We start from the raw sequence: 17048 nt of genomic DNA, 5'->3' as shown, positions 1-17048 counted from the left end.
AATTTTTCATTACACAGAAAAAGATCAGCTTTTTCATACCTGCTCTTGCGAAAATGGCTTTCATACGACCTGTGACAGCCGCTTACCCCAATAGCAATTGCCTTTTACTATTTACTTAAACGAACTGTATCCCGCGCAATCATAACCTCTTCATTCGTCGGGATGATCATTACTTTTACCGGGGAGTGCGGATAGTTAATAAACTGTTCTTTTCCGCGTACCTCATTAAGCTTCGGATCCCAATAAATTCCCATGAATTCCAGTCCTTTTAGAATTTTTTCACGGATAGTAATACTATTTTCTCCAATACCCGCAGTAAAAATAATGGCATCTACACCATTCATTTTCGCAGCATAGGATCCTATATATTTGTGGATTCTTCCAGCAAATACATCTAAAGCCAGTTCTGCACGAGAGTTTGTATCTGCTTCACTTTCGATATCACGTAAATCACTGGAGAACCCGGAAAGTGCCAGCATTCCACTTTCTTTATTTAAAACATGAAGTACTTCATCTACTGTTTTACCAGTGCATTGCATAATATACGGAATTAATGCCGGATCAATATTCCCGGATCTTGTACCCATTGTAACTCCTGCAAGCGGTGTAAAGCCCATAGACGTATCCATAGATTTACCATCTTTAATTGCTGTTACACTAGCGCCATTACCGATATGGCAGGATATTAAGCGAAGGCTCTCTAACGGTCTGCCCAAAAGCTCTGCGGCCCGTTCAGAAACATATTTATGGGAAGTCCCGTGGAAACCATATTTACGGATGCCATAGTCTTCATAATAATTTCTCGGCAGGCTGTAAAGATAAGATGATTCCGGCATTGACTGATGGAAGGCAGTGTCAAACACAGCTACCATTGGAACATTTGGCAGAATTTCTTTGAAAGCACGAATTCCTGTTAAGTTGGCAGGGTTATGCAAAGGCGCTAATTCAGAAACTTCTTCAATTTTTTGAATTGCTTCGTCATCTAATAAAACAGAATCAGTGAAATACTCTCCTCCGTGAACAACTCGATGTCCAACTGCATCAATTTCATCAAATGATTGAATAATTCCTGTAGAAATCAAAGCATCTAATAGCATTTTTACTGCGACACTGTGGTCTGGAATATCTGTTACCGTCTTATCCTCTTTGCCGTTCGCCTCAATTTTAAAAATCGATTCCGGCATCCCGATTCGTTCTACCAGACCGATTGCAGCTACTTCTTCTTCCGGCATTTTAATCAGCTGAAATTTCAAAGATGAACTTCCAGCATTAATTGCTAATACATTACTCATTTTCATTCCACTCCTATATTCTTCATTTAATCCTGTTTGGATAAGATGTAAACCATTGATTAATCTGTTTGATGATATCTGCCGTTGCATGAGCATTCTTAAAAGAAGGTAATTGTACAAGTAACGGTTGCTTCGGTTCTTTTGTACCATACCCTTTTTTCTGCAGGATTAATACACTTTTCGCCTGATTTTTTGATTTAAAAGATGTTTCCGGCAATCGGATGACTCCGACAATATGTGCTGTTTCCTGTAGAAATGCATGTAATTTTGCCGATTGATCACTATCAAATAAAAATTCTGGAATCACGCCAATAAAAAATCCGCCATCTTTTATATATTTTAAGCTCTGCTCTATAAATAAATGATGTGAATAAGAATGACCTTCATCTGCCTTTAACTGATACTCCTCTGCTGTTACATCATCCGGATAATATCCCACCGGAAGATCTGTAACAACAAAATCCACCGGCTCTATCAGAAAAGGTCTCAAGCTATCCTGATGATAGAAGCTGATTTCTCTTTTCTGCAAATTTGCATTTAATACAGCTAATTCAATCAAAGTCGGATCTACTTCAGAAGCATATGCCTTCACAGGATTTTCTATCTGATTTAGCACAGCCGTAAACAGATTAGCTGTTCCGCTGGCAGGGTCAAAAATGGTTATCTGTCCCTTTTTATCAATCAATTTATTTACTAAGTAACTGATTAAAAAACTAACCGTATCAGGTGTCATTAAATGCTGCTGTTGGGCTGCACCCTTCATTCCTTTTAGAATGGAAAGTCCCAATGCTTTTCGATACGATTCTGCATCAAACTCTTCTTCATTAAAAGCCTGAACAAGTTTTGTAACCTTGCGCTCCGTAACATCGTCCAATTCATTCCGAGTCCCATCGTCCAAGATAGTATCTAACGATAAAATCAAACTTTCCAGATAGGTTTCATTTTTTGCGCTTTGAATAATTTCAGTTACTTCATCAATACATTTAAATAATTTTTCGACATTCGATTGCTCCATGGCATGTCCTCCTATCCAAGCTGACAACTTTCTATTTTAACAATTCTCATACCAGATGTAAAAGGAATTTAATTATTTCCAAATAAAATATTTGCTTAGATAAGAGCTGCGCAAGACATAACCATTTTTAAACCAGAAAAGTACAGCTTTATTTTTATATTACAGGATCCGGTAATTGACAATTTGTTTACTATTATATCCGCACTTTTGCTTATCGTTTTAAGTCTGTGATCTTAGCGTTATTTATGTATTTTATTTTAAAAAAAGCATGACTCAGACGGAATCATGCTTTTTTTTCATTATTTTGTTTTTAAATGCTCCAATACAGCATCGTAATTTGGATGGTTCGTTACCTCTGGTACGTATTCTACGTAGGTAATCTCATTATTTTCATCTACTACAAAAATTGATCTGGATAATAAACGGAGTTCTTCAATTAACACCCCGTAATTTTTGCCAAAATCCGCTAAGCGGTGATCAGATAATGTTTCAACGTTTTCAATTCCATTTGCACCACACCAGCGGGCTTGAGCAAACGGTAAATCCATACTGATTGTTAAAACAACTGTATTATCAAGATTAGCAGCTTCTTCATTAAAACGGCGCGTCTGCTCAGCACATACTCCTGTATCAACAGAAGGGACCACGCTGATTAATTTAACTTTCCCGTCATAATCGGCAAGCGTTTTCTCTGATAAGTCATTTGCAATTACCGTAAAGTCAGGAGCTTTATTCCCTGCTTTTTGTTCTTCTCCGAGTAAAGTAACGGTTTCTTGTTTAAATGTAACATGTTTTGGCATTATATTTCTCCTCCCCATCTTTACAATTCTGATTCACTTACTATTATGGGGCTTGTTTTATTAACTGTCCAATCATAGCTATTATTCTGCTATCTAAATTTCAAAACGGTTAAGAATAGACTCCAGCTCTTTTTTTTCTTTCTCAGGTTCATGGTCGGAAGCTTGATTTTGTTCCTTATGATCTTTATGCTCTTTATGCTCTTTATGTTCCTTTTCATCCTTTTTGTGATGTCTTTGCTCTACTTTCTTTTCTAACGTTTTTTCTTTATTAGGCATACTTGAGCGCTGCAGAAGTTCTGGAATCAAATCAATTATTTTCTCATATAGATGTGCATGCTGATCCATATGCACCAGCTCCATATTTCCCTCTCTTAATACTAAAAAAGCAACCGGCGTTATAGAAACTCCGCCTCCGCTGCCTCCCCCAAACGGAATTTCGTGCTCTTCAAAATCACTTGACTTTAATTCTCCCGGCATGAATTCACTTCCACCGGCTGCAAAACCAAACCCAACCTTTGATACCGGAATAATTACTGTATCATCGGAAGCTTTCAAAGGGTCCCCGATAATCGTATTTACCTCTACCATCTTTTGTATACTTTTCATTGCACTGGACATTAAACCTTCTATCGGATGTTCAGTCATTATTTTACCTCCTTTATTTTCAAGACGCGCATGATTCCCAGAATAGTTTTTCCTAAGCGGAAGGAAATCATACATGAAAATCTGGTCTCCAGACTGCTGCTTTTAAAGTCCGGCTGCACATGAATTTGCGGTTTTTCACAAAGCTGAAGATGCTGTGTGAGATATCCAATCAGCCAGCCTTTTATCGCCCAGATTGCACCGCTTGCTATAGATGTGGTAAAAGCATTACCAGTTCCTCCTTTGGTCTGCCATTTGAATTCAAGCACCTTTATTTCCTTTAATAAGGATCGAAACCGCAGTTGTTTTAGTAAATGAAGCTGTTTTCGGGACAATTGCTTATAAAAATGCATGTATCCTTTTTCCATTTCATTTTGATTTGGTATACGTAACTTCTTCTCTCTAAGAACACACCATTTATAAAAAAAGACAGAAATATGCAGATCATTCATTTCCGGAAATTGATAGTTGACTTTAATAATCCATTTGCTTTGGAAAAGAAATAGGATGATCAAAATACTAACCGCAATAAAAATTAACAAAATGTATAAACTATCCATAATCAACTCTCCTAAAATAATTAAAAATATACTTCACAATTGTTTGTTTTTCTTATACCAATTCACTATCCATACATATTTCTAAAGAGAAATAACACTTAGAAAATGTTATGATGAGAATAAGCAAATCATAATTTTTGAAGATTTGCCTATCTGTATTTAATCCATGAGCTAACACCGTGTTTTATATGTTCCTGTCTGACAGCATGCATCTCTACCACGAAAACGGGAACCTGACAAAAGATTACTGCACCATAAAATTTGTTTGGAGGTTATCGTATGCAAAATCGTAATAATATTTTCTTTTTTTATCACCCTCGTCAGGAAGGCGAAAAAACAGATTACTTAAAATCGATTGCTGAACAAAATGATTTACACGTTGTTAATAATCCTAAAGATGCGTCTATTATTGTCAGCTTTGGCGGAGATGGTACTTTCCTGCAGGCTGTCCGCAAGACTGGATTCCGCCAGGATTGTATCTATACAGGTATTACAGACGACGATCAAATTGGATTATACTGTGATTTTAGTATAACCAGATTCGACGAAATGATTGATGCAGTAACAAATAATAAAATTGAAGTTCGGCGTTTTCCGGCGATTAAAGTGAGTGTTGACGGTGAAAAAGCATTTTATTGCCTGAATGAGGTATCTTTGCGCTCCAGTATTATTAAAACTATCGTTATCAATGTCAAAATAGACGGCGAGCACTTCGAAACATTTCGAGGTGATGGTATGGTCGTATCAACTCCTACAGGAAGTACAGGCTATTCCAAATCTGCACGTGGAGCAGTTATCGACCCGTTACTTTCAAGCTTTCAGGTATCTGAGGTAGCTTCTTTGAATAATAATAGCTATCGAACACTTGGTTCTTCTTTTATTCTAAGTCAGGATAGAAAGCTTCAACTGGAGGTCATTCAAGACGGCAACGATTATCCTATCATCAGTCTGGATAATGAAGCATGGCCAGTACAGCGAATTCACCATGTTGACATTGAAATGGACGAAACAGTGATCAAAACTGTAAAAATGAAAAACAACACATTCTGGAATCGTGTACAACGAACCTTCTTATAAATATTTTCAAAAACCCGATGCTCCCCTATCAGATAGGGGAGCATCGGGTTTTAATAGTTGGTTTAATAAAATATATTGCCCAAAATCAAAGAATTCTCTTAGAGCGTTTTATATAAATATAAAAGCTGCCTCCACATTTGCAGAGACAGCTAGCCATGCATTTAATTATTTAGTTCCGCCAAATTGTTGCTCAGCCATTGTTACTAATCTTTTCGTGATTTCTCCACCAACAGATCCGTTAGCACGAGAAGTTGAGTCAGGACCAAGTTGAACACCAAATTCCTGAGCAATTTCGTATTTCATTTGATCAAGTGCTTGTTGCACTCCTGGAACAACTAATTGATTTGAGTTATTATTTGCCATGTTGTTCACCTCCTTGGTACTTATAGAATGCGTCGATTGAGGTGAAAACATGCATTTTATTTAATGGTAATTTTTTCTTTTTAATTGCTATTTAAAAATCGAATATAAGAAAAGGTAATCTGTTTAAAAAAGATCTGTAAAATCCTCATTGAATAAAGTTTTCTCTGTTACTTTTATTGTTTCTATACCCTCTATTGCTTCTTCAATCGATGGTGTAAAGTCATATTTTGATTCATAAAAATTAACTTTATCTCTTTTCGGTTTTGTTTTTGGAGATTTCGGTACAAAAATAGTGCAGCAATCTTCATAAGGTAAAATCGAAGTCTCATATGTTCCGATATCCTGCGCGATTCGGATAACCTCATCCTTATCCATTGCAATTAACGGACGGATGATTGGATAATTAGTTACCTCATTGATAGTGTGCATACTATCCATCGTTTGACTGGCCACCTGTCCAAGGTTTTCCCCTGTTGTCAGTGACAAGATACCTTCACGTTTGCAAAGCTGTTCACTGACACGAAACATCACGCGGCGCATGATTGTCATAGCATAGTCATTTGGCATCTCTCTAAAAATTTCCTGCTGTAATTTTGTAAACGGAACAATATGCACTTTTATGGACTTTCCATATTTCGTAAGCTGTTTGGCCAAGTCCAGTACCTTTTGCTTGGCGCGATCACTTGTAAACGGCGGAGAATGAAAGTGAATTGCTTCTAAATGAACGCCTCTTTTCATTGCCAAAAAGCCCGCCACCGGACTGTCAATTCCGCCTGAAAGCAAGAGCAGTGACTTACCAGATGTTCCAACCGGAAGTCCACCTCTGCACATAATTGTTCCACTGGTAATATAGGTCGCTTCCTTACGTATTTCTACTTTTATTTCCAAATCAGGATGGTGCACATCTACAGTAATGTCTTCTGTATTGGTTAATAAATGGCTTCCTAATATATGATTCATTTCACCGGAACGAATTGGAAAATCTTTTTTCGTACGACGGACACTCATTTTAAATGTTTTTACATTTGCTTCTTGCTTTAATGCATATAAAGCTGCTTCTTTTATTTCTTCCACATCGTTCTCAACACGAATTGCCAGACTTAAACTATGGATGCCAAAAACATTTTTTATTTTTTCTACAATCGGTTCTGGGTCATTACCGTTCAGTAAGACGAACATTCTTCCCTGTGTCCGCATGACCTTCACACCATCAAAATCCTTTATCTTCTGATGAATATTATCATGAAGCTTCAGTATAAATTGTTTCGCGTTTTTTCCTTTTAAAGCTAACTCTCCATAACGAATTAATATATGATCATATTGCATGTTATCTACCTCAATACCTCTTTAAATTGTTGAATTGCTTTTTTTATTTCCTTCACAAATATATCTACTTCTTCTTCTTTATTCTCATAAGAAAAACTTACCCGTAAACCTGAGGAAGAAACTTCCTTTGTTTTCCCGCAGGCAACCAGCACATGACTTTCCGTCAGATCCCGGGATGAGCAGGCTGACTTTGTGGAAATATATATTTCCTTTTGGCTTAAGCTATGAATAATAACCTCCGGCTTAATTCCCGGTACAGAGAAATGGATAATATGATTGGCACCGCCAGCAGGGCTGTTGATTTCAATACCCTCCAACTGGCTGAGCTCCTTCATAAGCTTATCATGCAGGGTTTTTAATATATTATCCTTCTTCTGAATATCTTGCTTTTCTTTGATTAAACGCAATGCTTTTACAAATGAAACAGCGCCAGCCACATTCTCTGTTCCAGAACGGATACCAGATTCTTGACTGCCACCATGAAGAAGCGGATATAATTTGGCCGTATGATTCACATACAGGAGTCCTGTCCCTTTTAGTCCATGAATTTTATGACCTGAAAAAGTACATAAATCAATACCAGTATCTGAAAGGTTTAAAGGAACCTTCCCTAACCCTTGGACAGCATCCACATGAAAAAGAACTTTAGGATGCTTTTTTAAAACATTTCCAATTTCCTCAATCGGCTGAATTGAGCCAATTTCATTGTTCACCTGCATCATTGTAACAAGAATAGTATCCTTTCGAATGGAATTTTCAACATCTGCCGCTGAAACAGTTCCATCTTCAGCTACCGGCATATAGGTTATTTCAAAACCCAATTTTTCTAAACTCCTGCATGTATCATGAATCGATGGGTGCTCCGCTTGAGTTGTAATAATATGTTTTCCACGTGATTGATGCTCAAGGGCAACTCCTTTAATCGCAGTATTATTTCCTTCCGTTCCTCCCGAAGTAAAGATTATTGTTTCCTTGGAAACGCCGATTAAATCTGCTGCCTGCTGTCTCGCAGCATCTAACAGTTTCTCCACTTGACCGCCCAGAGGATGTATCGATGAGGAATTTGCAAAATAATTAGCTGATACTTTTGCGAAGCTTTCAATCACTTCCGGATGCGGCTTCGTTGTTGCACTGTTATCGAAGTATATCAAGTTTTCCACCTTCTTTTTAACAAAAATGTAAGGCTGACCTAAGTTAACGAATATTCCATTCTTAGCGACAGCCTTTACCTTATATTTTTCATATTATATAGTATCTGAAATCTTCAGCGGATACAAAGCAGGCAACCTGTAAGCTCAAAAATTGTTCTTCCTGCTTTTGTTCTATCCAGTAAATAATCTTGTCCCTTCATAGAAAGAAACAACGATAATTATTGGCTTCTTTCCGTTTGATACGATTCTATTTTCTGTAACGATCCCGGCTCAATCTCTTCTACTGCTTTGGCAGCATGCTCTAAAGAAAGCTCATATTCATAATTACGGAATAATCTCTCCGCTTCCTTCAGCTTGTTGTCCAGATCAGAGTGCTTACTTCTGTAGCGGTTCGCATATTGAATCACCTGCTCTGTTAAATAAGCCTGATCCAGCATCATATCTACTTGCTCATATGCCTGCTCAATCGATTTTTTAGCTTCAGTCAACGCTTGCTGTACATTGTTCATATCTAATGGATAGGTTTCTAACGCTTCCATTACCTTATCATTTTTCTGTATTGCTGTTTCAAAACGGGTCCAAATGTAGCTTGGTACTCCCGGTATATTACTCTTTTTCAGTTTTCTATTCAAATCTGTAAGCTGTCCGCGCATTTCTACCAGTTTATCTCTTGCCTCCAGCTCATCTTTCCGTAAATTTGCAATAGACTTTTTAAAGGATTCATGCTCCTCTTCCAGCTGTGCAATTTTCTTAAATCCTTCTTCAATTCCTTTTTTCAATTCTGAATGTGATTGTTTATCGTCCTCTACACTCTGGTTTAATTCTTCTACATGGCCATTTAAAGCTTTAATTGCTTTACCCATAGTCTGGAAACGTTCCATATCATCGTCTTCTACGTAGTAAGCCTTCTTTATCTCTTCTACTTCTCTTTTCGCGGTTTCATACGTAGCACTTATCTGGTTTACAGAATCCTCATACTCCGGACCTTTCTGCTCTATATAATTCTTGGCTATCGCTTCCCCTTCCAGAGCTTCGTACATTTCTAAAATACGTGTCTCCATTTGCTGGAGAAGCTGTTCCACATCTGTTATATCAGCAGTTTCAAGCTGAGTTTCTATATCCCTCAATTGTTCCTGATATGTAATAATTTCTTTTTCAAAGCCTAAATGTCTAATCCGGTAGCCGCTTTCCCGCATCTCTTTCATACCGGAAGACAGGTTTGTTAATTGAGACGGCAGCTCCTGCTTCACTTGTTTAAGCAAATCAGGAAATGTATCTAATTTATTTTCTACTTTTTCAGTACTTTCCTTTAATTCACTAATACTTTCATTCGCTTTTAGATAGTCGCCATCATTAACGAATGCATCGTATTGATCCAATATTGCTTCCAGCTCATCGATTTCCTTGTCAAATTGCTTTTCGGCCTTCCCATATTGGTATCTGGATTGAGAAAGCATACTTCGTAACCCTTTAATTCTCGGTTTTAATTCTTCCGCACCGCCACGGCCTGTTTCTTCTGCATAGAGTAATTCCTCTAACTCACCGATAATTTCTTTGATTTCTTCCTCAATTTTTTCGAGATGGTTTTCTGCCTCTTTCAAAATTTTATTTGCCTTAGGCACAAGAAAGCGGTCAGCTGCCTCTTCTGCATCCATCAAATACTTCTCTATGTCAGGCAAAGATTTGGTTACGATTTTTTCCCATTCCTCTTTCCATTCTTCAAATTTCTCGAGTGTTTCACCGGATAGATTCAATGTTTTAATTTTTCCAATCTGTTTTGCAACATCCCTATCCGTAATATCCAATTTCCATTTTTCAATATGGTCTACTTGATCGTAAACACGCTTTCTTACAATTAAAGCAATCGTTAAACATACAATAATCGCTAAAATAATCCCAACTACGACAGCCATACTTTGCCTCCCAACCAATAAACATCTATATAAATATATCTATAATTACAAAATCACAATAATATATCCTTTATAATATCATGTATTCCGCCCTTTTGGCTAAAGAAAATACATTTTTCTTACTGATTCAACAACTTTTTGATATTTATACGGGGAAAAGCCAATTATTTATTATTATTTGCTTTTCTCGTTAATTTTTACATTTGCATTAAATTGAATCCATTTCTGTATACTTTTGGTATATTTTTTCACAAATTGTTCGTGAGCAAATTGCCCTAAAATTTGATCTTTCCAATCTGAATGTAAAATATAAGGGGTTATCAGCATGCCTTTCAGCTGCATAAACAGATACCTTTTCTCATCCTGATCAGCATTTCTTCCGATTGTTTCCTGAAACAATTCTTTTAAATAGTAATTTTCTTTCGCCAGATATGTAACCGTCATTTCTCTAACAAATACAGAATCAAGAGATAATTCACGCTGAATAAAACATGTTAATTGATGATGCGTTTGCTTATAATGTATAATTGTAAAAATTAGTTCATTTAATCGATCGATAGAAGAGCTTCCTTCTGTTGTTTCAAGTGACTCTTCTATTTTCTCTAAGTATGCTTCATAATAATTTGTTACAGCATATTCTAAAAGGCCCTGCTTTCCTTTAAAATAATAACTGATTAAGGAAACATTCACAGAGGCCCGATCAGCAATATCACGCACAGAAGTACCATGGAATCCTTTTTGAAAGAATAGGGAGGAAGCAGCGTCCACTACTTTTTGCTTGGTTACGTTATTTTTCATTCTTATTCAACTCCTTACTCTATTCATTTACGACAAGGAAGGGGATAAATCCTTTAATCGATTATCGACAAAAACTGTATTCATGTCGTTAAATGTCATTTTTCACAAAACTACTACACGCAACTTTTAGGAGGTAACACATAATGTTTCAACAACTTGATTATTCTGGAGAAAAAACAAAAGATTACGAGCTTCTTATCAAACAGCTGGATGCCTTATCCACAGGAGAAACAAATCAAATCGCGCTGCTTTCAAACGCTTCGGCACTTCTCAATCAGTTTTTAGATGAAGTAAACTGGGTTGGATTCTACTTGTCCGAAAAGGAAGAATTAGTGCTCGGTCCCTTCCAAGGTCTCCCGGCGTGCATCCGTATTCCTTTTGGAAAAGGAGTTTGCGGAACTGCCGTCTCAGAGAAGAAAACACAGCGTATAGCAGATGTTCATCAATTTCCTGGTCATATCGCCTGTGATGGAGCGTCAAAATCTGAAATTGTCATACCTGTCTATCGTGATAATGAGATTATCGGTGTTTTAGATATTGACAGTCCTATTCATGACAGATTCGATGCTATTGATCAGGAATGTTTAGAAAAATTTGTTGCAGTGCTTGAAAAGCATTTATAATTACCTCATTTTATTACAAAATAGAATTTTAGACATATTCATATTATAACGGATACTTTTTTGTTATGAATTATTTTTGCTTCTAAACAAAAATAATATCTTTCCAAAAAGACTTTATACTGTGTTTTTTCTTTTTTCTATTGACAGGTGTACATGCAAATTATATACTAGAATTTGTGTAAAATAATAAAGTGGCCTAAGTGAGTCGACGCTTGCACTCATTTTGTTCCTTTCAAAGATGAATCTTATAAAGGTGTATCGTGTAACTCTCTGCTACTGGAGCGATGGTACATGAAAACAAAATGAACAACGAAACGATCACGCGCGTTTTATTTTATACAAATAAAACATAAAGGAGGAAATGTCCTATGTCACGTTATACTGGATCAGTATGGAAGAAATCACGTCGTCTTGGCATTTCATTATCTGGAACTGGTAAGGAATTAGATAAACGCCCTTACGCTCCTGGTCAACATGGACCGAACCAAAGAAAGAAAATCTCTGAATATGGCTTGCAAATGCAAGAAAAGCAAAAATTACGCTTTATGTATGGATTGAACGAGCGTCAATTCCGTAACCTATTCAATAAAGCCGGCAACATGAAAGGTATCCACGGTGAGAACTTCATGATTCTTCTTGAATCTCGTCTTGATAACCTTGTTTACCGCCTTGGTCTTGCTCGTACACGCAAGCAAGCACGTCAGCTGGTTAACCATGGTCACGTTACAGTAGATGGTTCTCGTGTAGATATCCCATCTTACTCTGTAAAACCTGGTCAAACAATCGCTCTTCGTGAAAAATCTCAAAAGCTGGATATCGTTACAGAAGCTATTGAAGTAAATAACTTCGTACCAGAATATACTACTTTTGATGCTGAGAAAAAAGAAGGTACTTATGCTCGTTTCCCTGAGCGTTCTGAACTTCCAGCTGAAATCAACGAACAGCTTATCGTTGAATTCTACTCTCGTTAATAGCGGGAAATATAATTTAACAATATTTAAAGCCCTAGAAACCTTGTATATCAAGCGTCCTAGGGCTTTTTTTATATTTTAAGTTTAACTAAAAAAAGAAAATGTAGATAAATAAAAAGATGTTGTATCTTATATTTACCGAGATACAACATCTTTTTATTTATTTTATTAAGTCCCGGCAGCATCTGCCTTTTCCATCCAGTCTTTCCCTTCAATATGTCTTGCCACAACCATACTTGAAACGGTATCACCTGTCGAGTTAACCATCGTAGCCGGCGGATCAACAACAACTCCGATCGCAGTAATGATTGGCAGAGCTTCGATTGGAAAACCGTACAGCGTAATTATCATTAATTCTCCCGTAAAACCTCCGCCCGGGATTCCACTCATAACAATACCGGATAATAAACAAATACCAATAGCAGTTAAAAATGTATCAATCCCGGTGAAGTCCTTGTTAAATACTCCAAAAATAAAAGCGATTTTTAACATAGCTGATAAACAGGAACCATCCATATGAATAGTTGCTCCGAGAGGCATGATCGTCTCACGGATATCTTTTGGAACTCCAATTCGTTCGGCTGCCTGCAGGTTAACCGGAATGGTTGCCACACTACTGCCTGTTCCCAGCGAGGTAGCAGCAGGACCTAGTATATTCTTCCAAAAACGGCTTATTCCTTTTCTTCCTCCGGCGATGAATGCATATAATGTAAAGCCGATAGCAAAATACAGTATAGCAACTGGATAATAAATAATCACTGCTTTTGCATAATCACCAATCAGTGCTGTTCCGAATTCTCCTACCAATGAGGCAAAGTATGCACCCAATCCAATTGGCGCATAGTACATAATCAGCTGAATCAGCTTCATAAATACGTCAGAGGCGCTGGTCAGGAACCTTGCAAGTGGTCTTCCTTTCTCTCCTGTCAATCCTGTTGCGACACCAATCAGTATCGACATAACAATAAGAGCCATCATATTATCTCTTGAGAACAGTTCAACAAAATCAGGAACAGTAAATGTATTGACTAGTTGATCTGCCAAGCTCTGTTCTTCAACATTATCTGGGGCACTCAATGGAATATCTACCCCTGAACCCGGCTCAAAAATAACTACGGCAACAAGCATAAATACAGCTGCAATCACTCCAGTTATGATAAATACCGTAATCATGGAACCCATGATTTTCCCAAGTCTTTTCATACTGTCCATGCTGGCAATAGCAGACGATATAGAGAAGAAAACAAGAGGGATGACAATCATAAATAATAAATTAATAAATAGATCTCCAAACGGCTTTATTACTGTTGCATCTTCTCCAAAAATCAAACCGATTATCGCTCCAACAATAATAGAAGCTAAAAGGATAAGCGGAAACCGGTAGGCTTTTAATTTTTCTAACATCTTTTTATTTCCTTTCCCTTTACAATATGATTTTAATAGAATCTATTTTATTTTACAGGAATGATGAAATGATGAAAAGTTATTAAATATTCATATAATTATTAAATTCTCTTTCGGAAAGGTTTTTATAAAAATTTTTCTGCTCATCATCAAGGAGCATTAAAGGTAAAGAAGATTACCAAATAAAATAATCAAACTATACAAAAAATCACTATTCTATACGACCGTATAGAATAGTGATTCCTTAAGACAAGTTGTATTTTATTTTCACCGGTGATAAAATGAAGCGACGGACATATTGGTCTGGAGACATGGTAGAGTGGAATCAATCAGTCTTATTCCAGAACGATATGTCAGTCCTCAATTATTTTACATAAGCTGCATCTTCTTTATCCTTTGATGCTTTACTGCTTAATTCTGGTTTTACAACGATTTTAATATGCTCCGGCTGTGGACCTGCAACTAATATATCTCTTGCTTCTTCTAAATCTACTACCTTAGAAATCATAAAGTCGGTTTTTATTCGGCCAGTTGTAATTAAATCTGCTGCAATACGTAATTGTCTTGCTGTCGAATCCGATGTTCCTGTAATTGTAATTTCATTATAGTGAATTACATTCAAATCAAGAGTGGCTTCAGGCTTTTGCTTAGGCATCCCCCCAAAAACATTGATTCTGCCTCTTCTCCTTACCCATTGCAATGCGTCACTAACTATTCCTGGTACTGGTACAGCAACAACCACTACATTAACCCCTAATCCACCCGTAAGCTCTTTTATTTTTTCAGCTGGATCTTCTTCTTGTGGGGAGAAAACAATATCTGCTCCATGTTTTTTTGCAATCTCTAAACGATTCTTATCAAAATCGCTGGCAATAATTTGTTTGGCACCATTTAATCTGGCTAATTGAATATGAAACAATCCCATCGGACCGCAGCCGACAACAAGTACACTATCTCCCAGCTTCACCTCAGCTATTTCCTGACCATTAATAGCACAGGACAAAGGTTCACTCAATGCAACCTGCTGCAATTTATCACTTGAAACCTTCAATACATTTCCGGATCGGATGGAACGTTCAGGAACTCTCATATATTCTGCAAATCCGCCATCATAATTATATGCGGTTGCTTGTTTGTCCAAGCATTGATTTTCATAGCCCTCCAGACATAATTCACATTTGCCGCAGGGACTTACTGCTGCAACAACAATATGCTCGCCGACTTCAAATTCATCCTTCCAGCTTTCACCAACCTTAACAATGGTTGACGCTATTTCATGTCCCATAACCCGAGGTAAGTCCATTCCATGCGCTGATCCCCCTGCTGAAATATTTCGAAAATCACTGCCGCAAATTGTGCAGGAATCAATTTTAATCAAAAGTTCATTATCGTTAATCTCAGGAACGGGGATATCATCTACTCTCATATCTTTTGGTCCATATAATCGTAATGCCTTCAATGCAAAATCCTCCTTAAATACTGATTTAAATCCTGCTATGCTTTTATCATCTTTTAATCTAGTTATACAGATTGTTTTACTACTTTTTCAGCAGCAATTCCATCAAGCTTGCTTGTAGCATGCATCCATTCTTTAAATTGCGGATAAGCTTTTTGATATTGCTCACTGTATAATTTATAGATTTCATGATTCTCCGGATTAGGCTCTATACGCTTCTTATAGCGTACCATATGACTTACTGCTTCATCTGCATTTGCATAAGCTCCCGCTGTAACCGCTGCCATAATAGCTGAACCTAAACAGGCTACCTGATTCGATTCCGGAACATTGATTGGTAAATTACTTACATCTGCATGAATCTGCAAATACAAATCACTGTTAGTTGCTCCTCCTGCTAAATATAACTCTTCTACCGGAATACCATTTTCTTTAAAGTTTTTAATATTTAATTCAGTACCATACGCAATCGCTTCCATAATAGCCCGGTAAATATGTGCCCGTGTATGCTTTAAAGTCAAACCGGAGATAAAACCGCGGACATTCGCATCAACATAAGGTGTACGGTTTCCCTGCCAATACTCCAGCACAAGAAGACCTTCTGATCCTGGCGGCAGCTCAGCAGCCTCTTTATTTAAGATATCGTAGACACTGATGCCTTCCTGTTTTGCCTGTTCCTCAATATCTATTCCAAAATGTGTTTTAAACCATTTAATAACAGAGCCTGAAGAAGCCTGGCCGCCTTCAGCTAATTTCATTCCTGGAAAAACAACTCCTGGATATGTTCCAAAGATTCCTTCTTTATGGATTGATTTATCTGTAAATGCCAGATTACAATGCGAAGATCCTGTAATTAGTGCAAGCTTTCCTGGTTTTGTCACGCCAAGGCCAATCATTCCATTTAAGCAATCTACTCCCCCCTGGCCGACAGGTGTACCTTCTGCTAATCCTAAATGCTCCGCTGCATAAGGAGTGAGGCCACCGATATATTCCCCCAGATATTTAATTTCTTCAGGAAGCTTATCAAAAATATCCTCTAAGCCAATTGTTTTATAAAAGTCCTCAGGAACTCCACCATTTTCCTGGTCATAATACCATCTCAATGTAGTCGTACTTGCTGAACCAGTGTTTCTCCCAGTCATCATAAATGTATACCAATCTACATAATCCATAATTTTTTCTGTTTCATGATAATTCTGAGGCTCATGATTTTTAACCCATAGTACTTTACTAGGCATCCATTCTGCCGAAACATTACCAAAGCCGTTATATTTTAATGCTTCATGACCTGTTGCAGCCATCTTCTCCGCTTCTTCTGATGAACGGATATCCATCCAGATAACAGCTTTTCTTACAGGTGTTCCATCTTTTTTACAGAACACAACGCTGGAGCAGGTAGTATCTAAACCGATACTGATAATTTCATCTTTAGAAGCATTTGCATCCTTCATTGCTTTTTTTATACTTTCTGCCAGAGACGCCCACCAATCGTTTGGATCCTGTTCAGCCCAGCCCGGCTTCGGGTAATATGTTTTATAAGGTGTTATTCCCTCTCCGACTTCATTTCCTTTTAAATCAAAAATTCCTACACGAACACTTTCTGTTCCGCCATCCACACCAATAACAAGTTCTCTTTTCACAAATACCCTCTCCCCTA

Annotated in this window: 16 protein-coding genes; 3 read left to right on the top strand and 13 right to left on the bottom strand. The window is 37.3% G+C overall.

Going from position 1 to position 17048, the window contains the following annotated elements:
- Positions 1–107: 107 nt before the first annotated feature.
- From OSO01_RS13785 to OSO01_RS13765, 5 genes are all read right to left on the bottom strand, one after another.
- Entirely contained in the window at positions 108–1292 is a 1185-nt protein-coding gene (locus OSO01_RS13785) for an acetate kinase (RefSeq protein ID WP_147211020.1), read from the bottom strand.
- Positions 1293–1314: 22 nt separating this feature from the next.
- Positions 1315–2307 carry a class I SAM-dependent methyltransferase gene (locus tag OSO01_RS13780; RefSeq protein ID WP_147211019.1) on the bottom strand — a complete coding sequence of 331 codons (993 nt, stop codon included), beginning with the start codon at positions 2305–2307 and terminating at the stop codon, positions 1315–1317.
- Between the two features lie 299 nt (positions 2308–2606).
- A complete protein-coding gene (tpx, locus tag OSO01_RS13775) occupies positions 2607–3107 on the bottom strand; it encodes a thiol peroxidase (RefSeq protein ID WP_147211018.1) in 501 nt (166 codons plus the stop codon).
- Positions 3108–3200: 93 nt separating this feature from the next.
- A complete protein-coding gene (gene ytfJ / locus OSO01_RS13770; RefSeq protein ID WP_147211017.1) occupies positions 3201–3752 on the bottom strand; it encodes a GerW family sporulation protein in 552 nt (183 codons plus the stop codon).
- The gene (locus tag OSO01_RS13765; RefSeq protein ID WP_147211016.1) at positions 3752–4309 is read right to left on the bottom strand and encodes a DUF2953 domain-containing protein; all 558 of its coding nucleotides are present in this window, start codon (positions 4307–4309) and stop codon (positions 3752–3754) included. The genes ytfJ and OSO01_RS13765 overlap by 1 nt, the downstream gene beginning before the upstream one ends.
- Positions 4310–4588: 279 nt before the next feature.
- Between OSO01_RS13765 and OSO01_RS13760 the strand changes: the two genes are divergently transcribed.
- Complete coding sequence (locus OSO01_RS13760) at positions 4589–5386, top strand: NAD kinase (RefSeq protein ID WP_147211015.1); 798 nt, start codon at positions 4589–4591, stop codon at positions 5384–5386.
- 165 nt (positions 5387–5551) lie between these two features.
- Here OSO01_RS13760 and OSO01_RS13755 read toward each other — a convergent pair whose 3' ends face one another.
- The 5 genes from OSO01_RS13755 to refZ all read right to left on the bottom strand — a co-directional run bounded on the left by OSO01_RS13755 (position 5552) and on the right by refZ (position 10937).
- A complete protein-coding gene (locus tag OSO01_RS13755) occupies positions 5552–5749 on the bottom strand; it encodes an alpha/beta-type small acid-soluble spore protein (protein ID WP_040979745.1) in 198 nt (65 codons plus the stop codon).
- 123 nt (positions 5750–5872) lie between these two features.
- Entirely contained in the window at positions 5873–7075 is a 1203-nt protein-coding gene (gene thiI / locus OSO01_RS13750; protein ID WP_147211014.1) for a tRNA uracil 4-sulfurtransferase ThiI, read from the bottom strand.
- Between the two features lie 5 nt (positions 7076–7080).
- The gene (locus OSO01_RS13745; protein WP_147211013.1) at positions 7081–8226 is read right to left on the bottom strand and encodes a cysteine desulfurase family protein; all 1146 of its coding nucleotides are present in this window, start codon (positions 8224–8226) and stop codon (positions 7081–7083) included.
- 218 nt (positions 8227–8444) lie between these two features.
- Positions 8445–10139 (bottom strand): septation ring formation regulator EzrA, encoded by a 1695-nt coding sequence (gene ezrA, locus OSO01_RS13740; RefSeq protein ID WP_147211012.1) that lies wholly within the window; start codon positions 10137–10139, stop codon positions 8445–8447.
- A gap of 174 nt (positions 10140–10313) precedes the next feature.
- On the bottom strand, positions 10314–10937 hold the full coding sequence (gene refZ, locus OSO01_RS13735) for a forespore capture DNA-binding protein RefZ (RefSeq protein WP_147211011.1): 624 nt from the start codon (positions 10935–10937) through the stop codon (positions 10314–10316).
- Between the two features lie 143 nt (positions 10938–11080).
- Between refZ and msrC the strand changes: the two genes are divergently transcribed.
- Both msrC and rpsD read left to right on the top strand, forming a co-directional pair.
- Positions 11081–11560: a free L-methionine (R)-S-oxide reductase MsrC gene (gene msrC / locus OSO01_RS13730; RefSeq protein ID WP_147211010.1), complete on the top strand. Its 480-nt coding sequence runs from the start codon at positions 11081–11083 to the stop codon at positions 11558–11560.
- A 368-nt stretch (positions 11561–11928) separates the two neighbouring features.
- Positions 11929–12531 carry a 30S ribosomal protein S4 gene (gene rpsD / locus OSO01_RS13725; protein WP_147211009.1) on the top strand — a complete coding sequence of 201 codons (603 nt, stop codon included), beginning with the start codon at positions 11929–11931 and terminating at the stop codon, positions 12529–12531.
- Positions 12532–12699: 168 nt separating this feature from the next.
- On the opposite strand, the gene OSO01_RS13720 is transcribed toward rpsD, so the two are convergent.
- The 3 genes from OSO01_RS13720 to OSO01_RS13710 form a co-directional block, all read right to left on the bottom strand.
- The gene (locus OSO01_RS13720) at positions 12700–13935 is read right to left on the bottom strand and encodes a dicarboxylate/amino acid:cation symporter (protein ID WP_147211008.1); all 1236 of its coding nucleotides are present in this window, start codon (positions 13933–13935) and stop codon (positions 12700–12702) included.
- A gap of 364 nt (positions 13936–14299) precedes the next feature.
- Positions 14300–15394, bottom strand: a complete 1095-nt coding sequence (locus tag OSO01_RS13715; protein ID WP_147211007.1) for a zinc-binding dehydrogenase — start codon at positions 15392–15394, stop codon at positions 14300–14302.
- Between the two features lie 62 nt (positions 15395–15456).
- Entirely contained in the window at positions 15457–17031 is a 1575-nt protein-coding gene (locus tag OSO01_RS13710; RefSeq protein WP_147211006.1) for an FGGY-family carbohydrate kinase, read from the bottom strand.
- Positions 17032–17048: the final 17 nt, after the last annotated feature.

Origin of the sequence: Oceanobacillus sojae, assembly GCF_007991515.1 — a bacterium.
GTDB classification, from domain to species: domain Bacteria; phylum Bacillota; class Bacilli; order Bacillales; family Amphibacillaceae; genus Oceanobacillus; species Oceanobacillus sojae.
The sequence above is the reverse complement of the archived record's forward strand: the minus strand, read 5'-3'. Positions and strand labels throughout refer to the sequence as shown.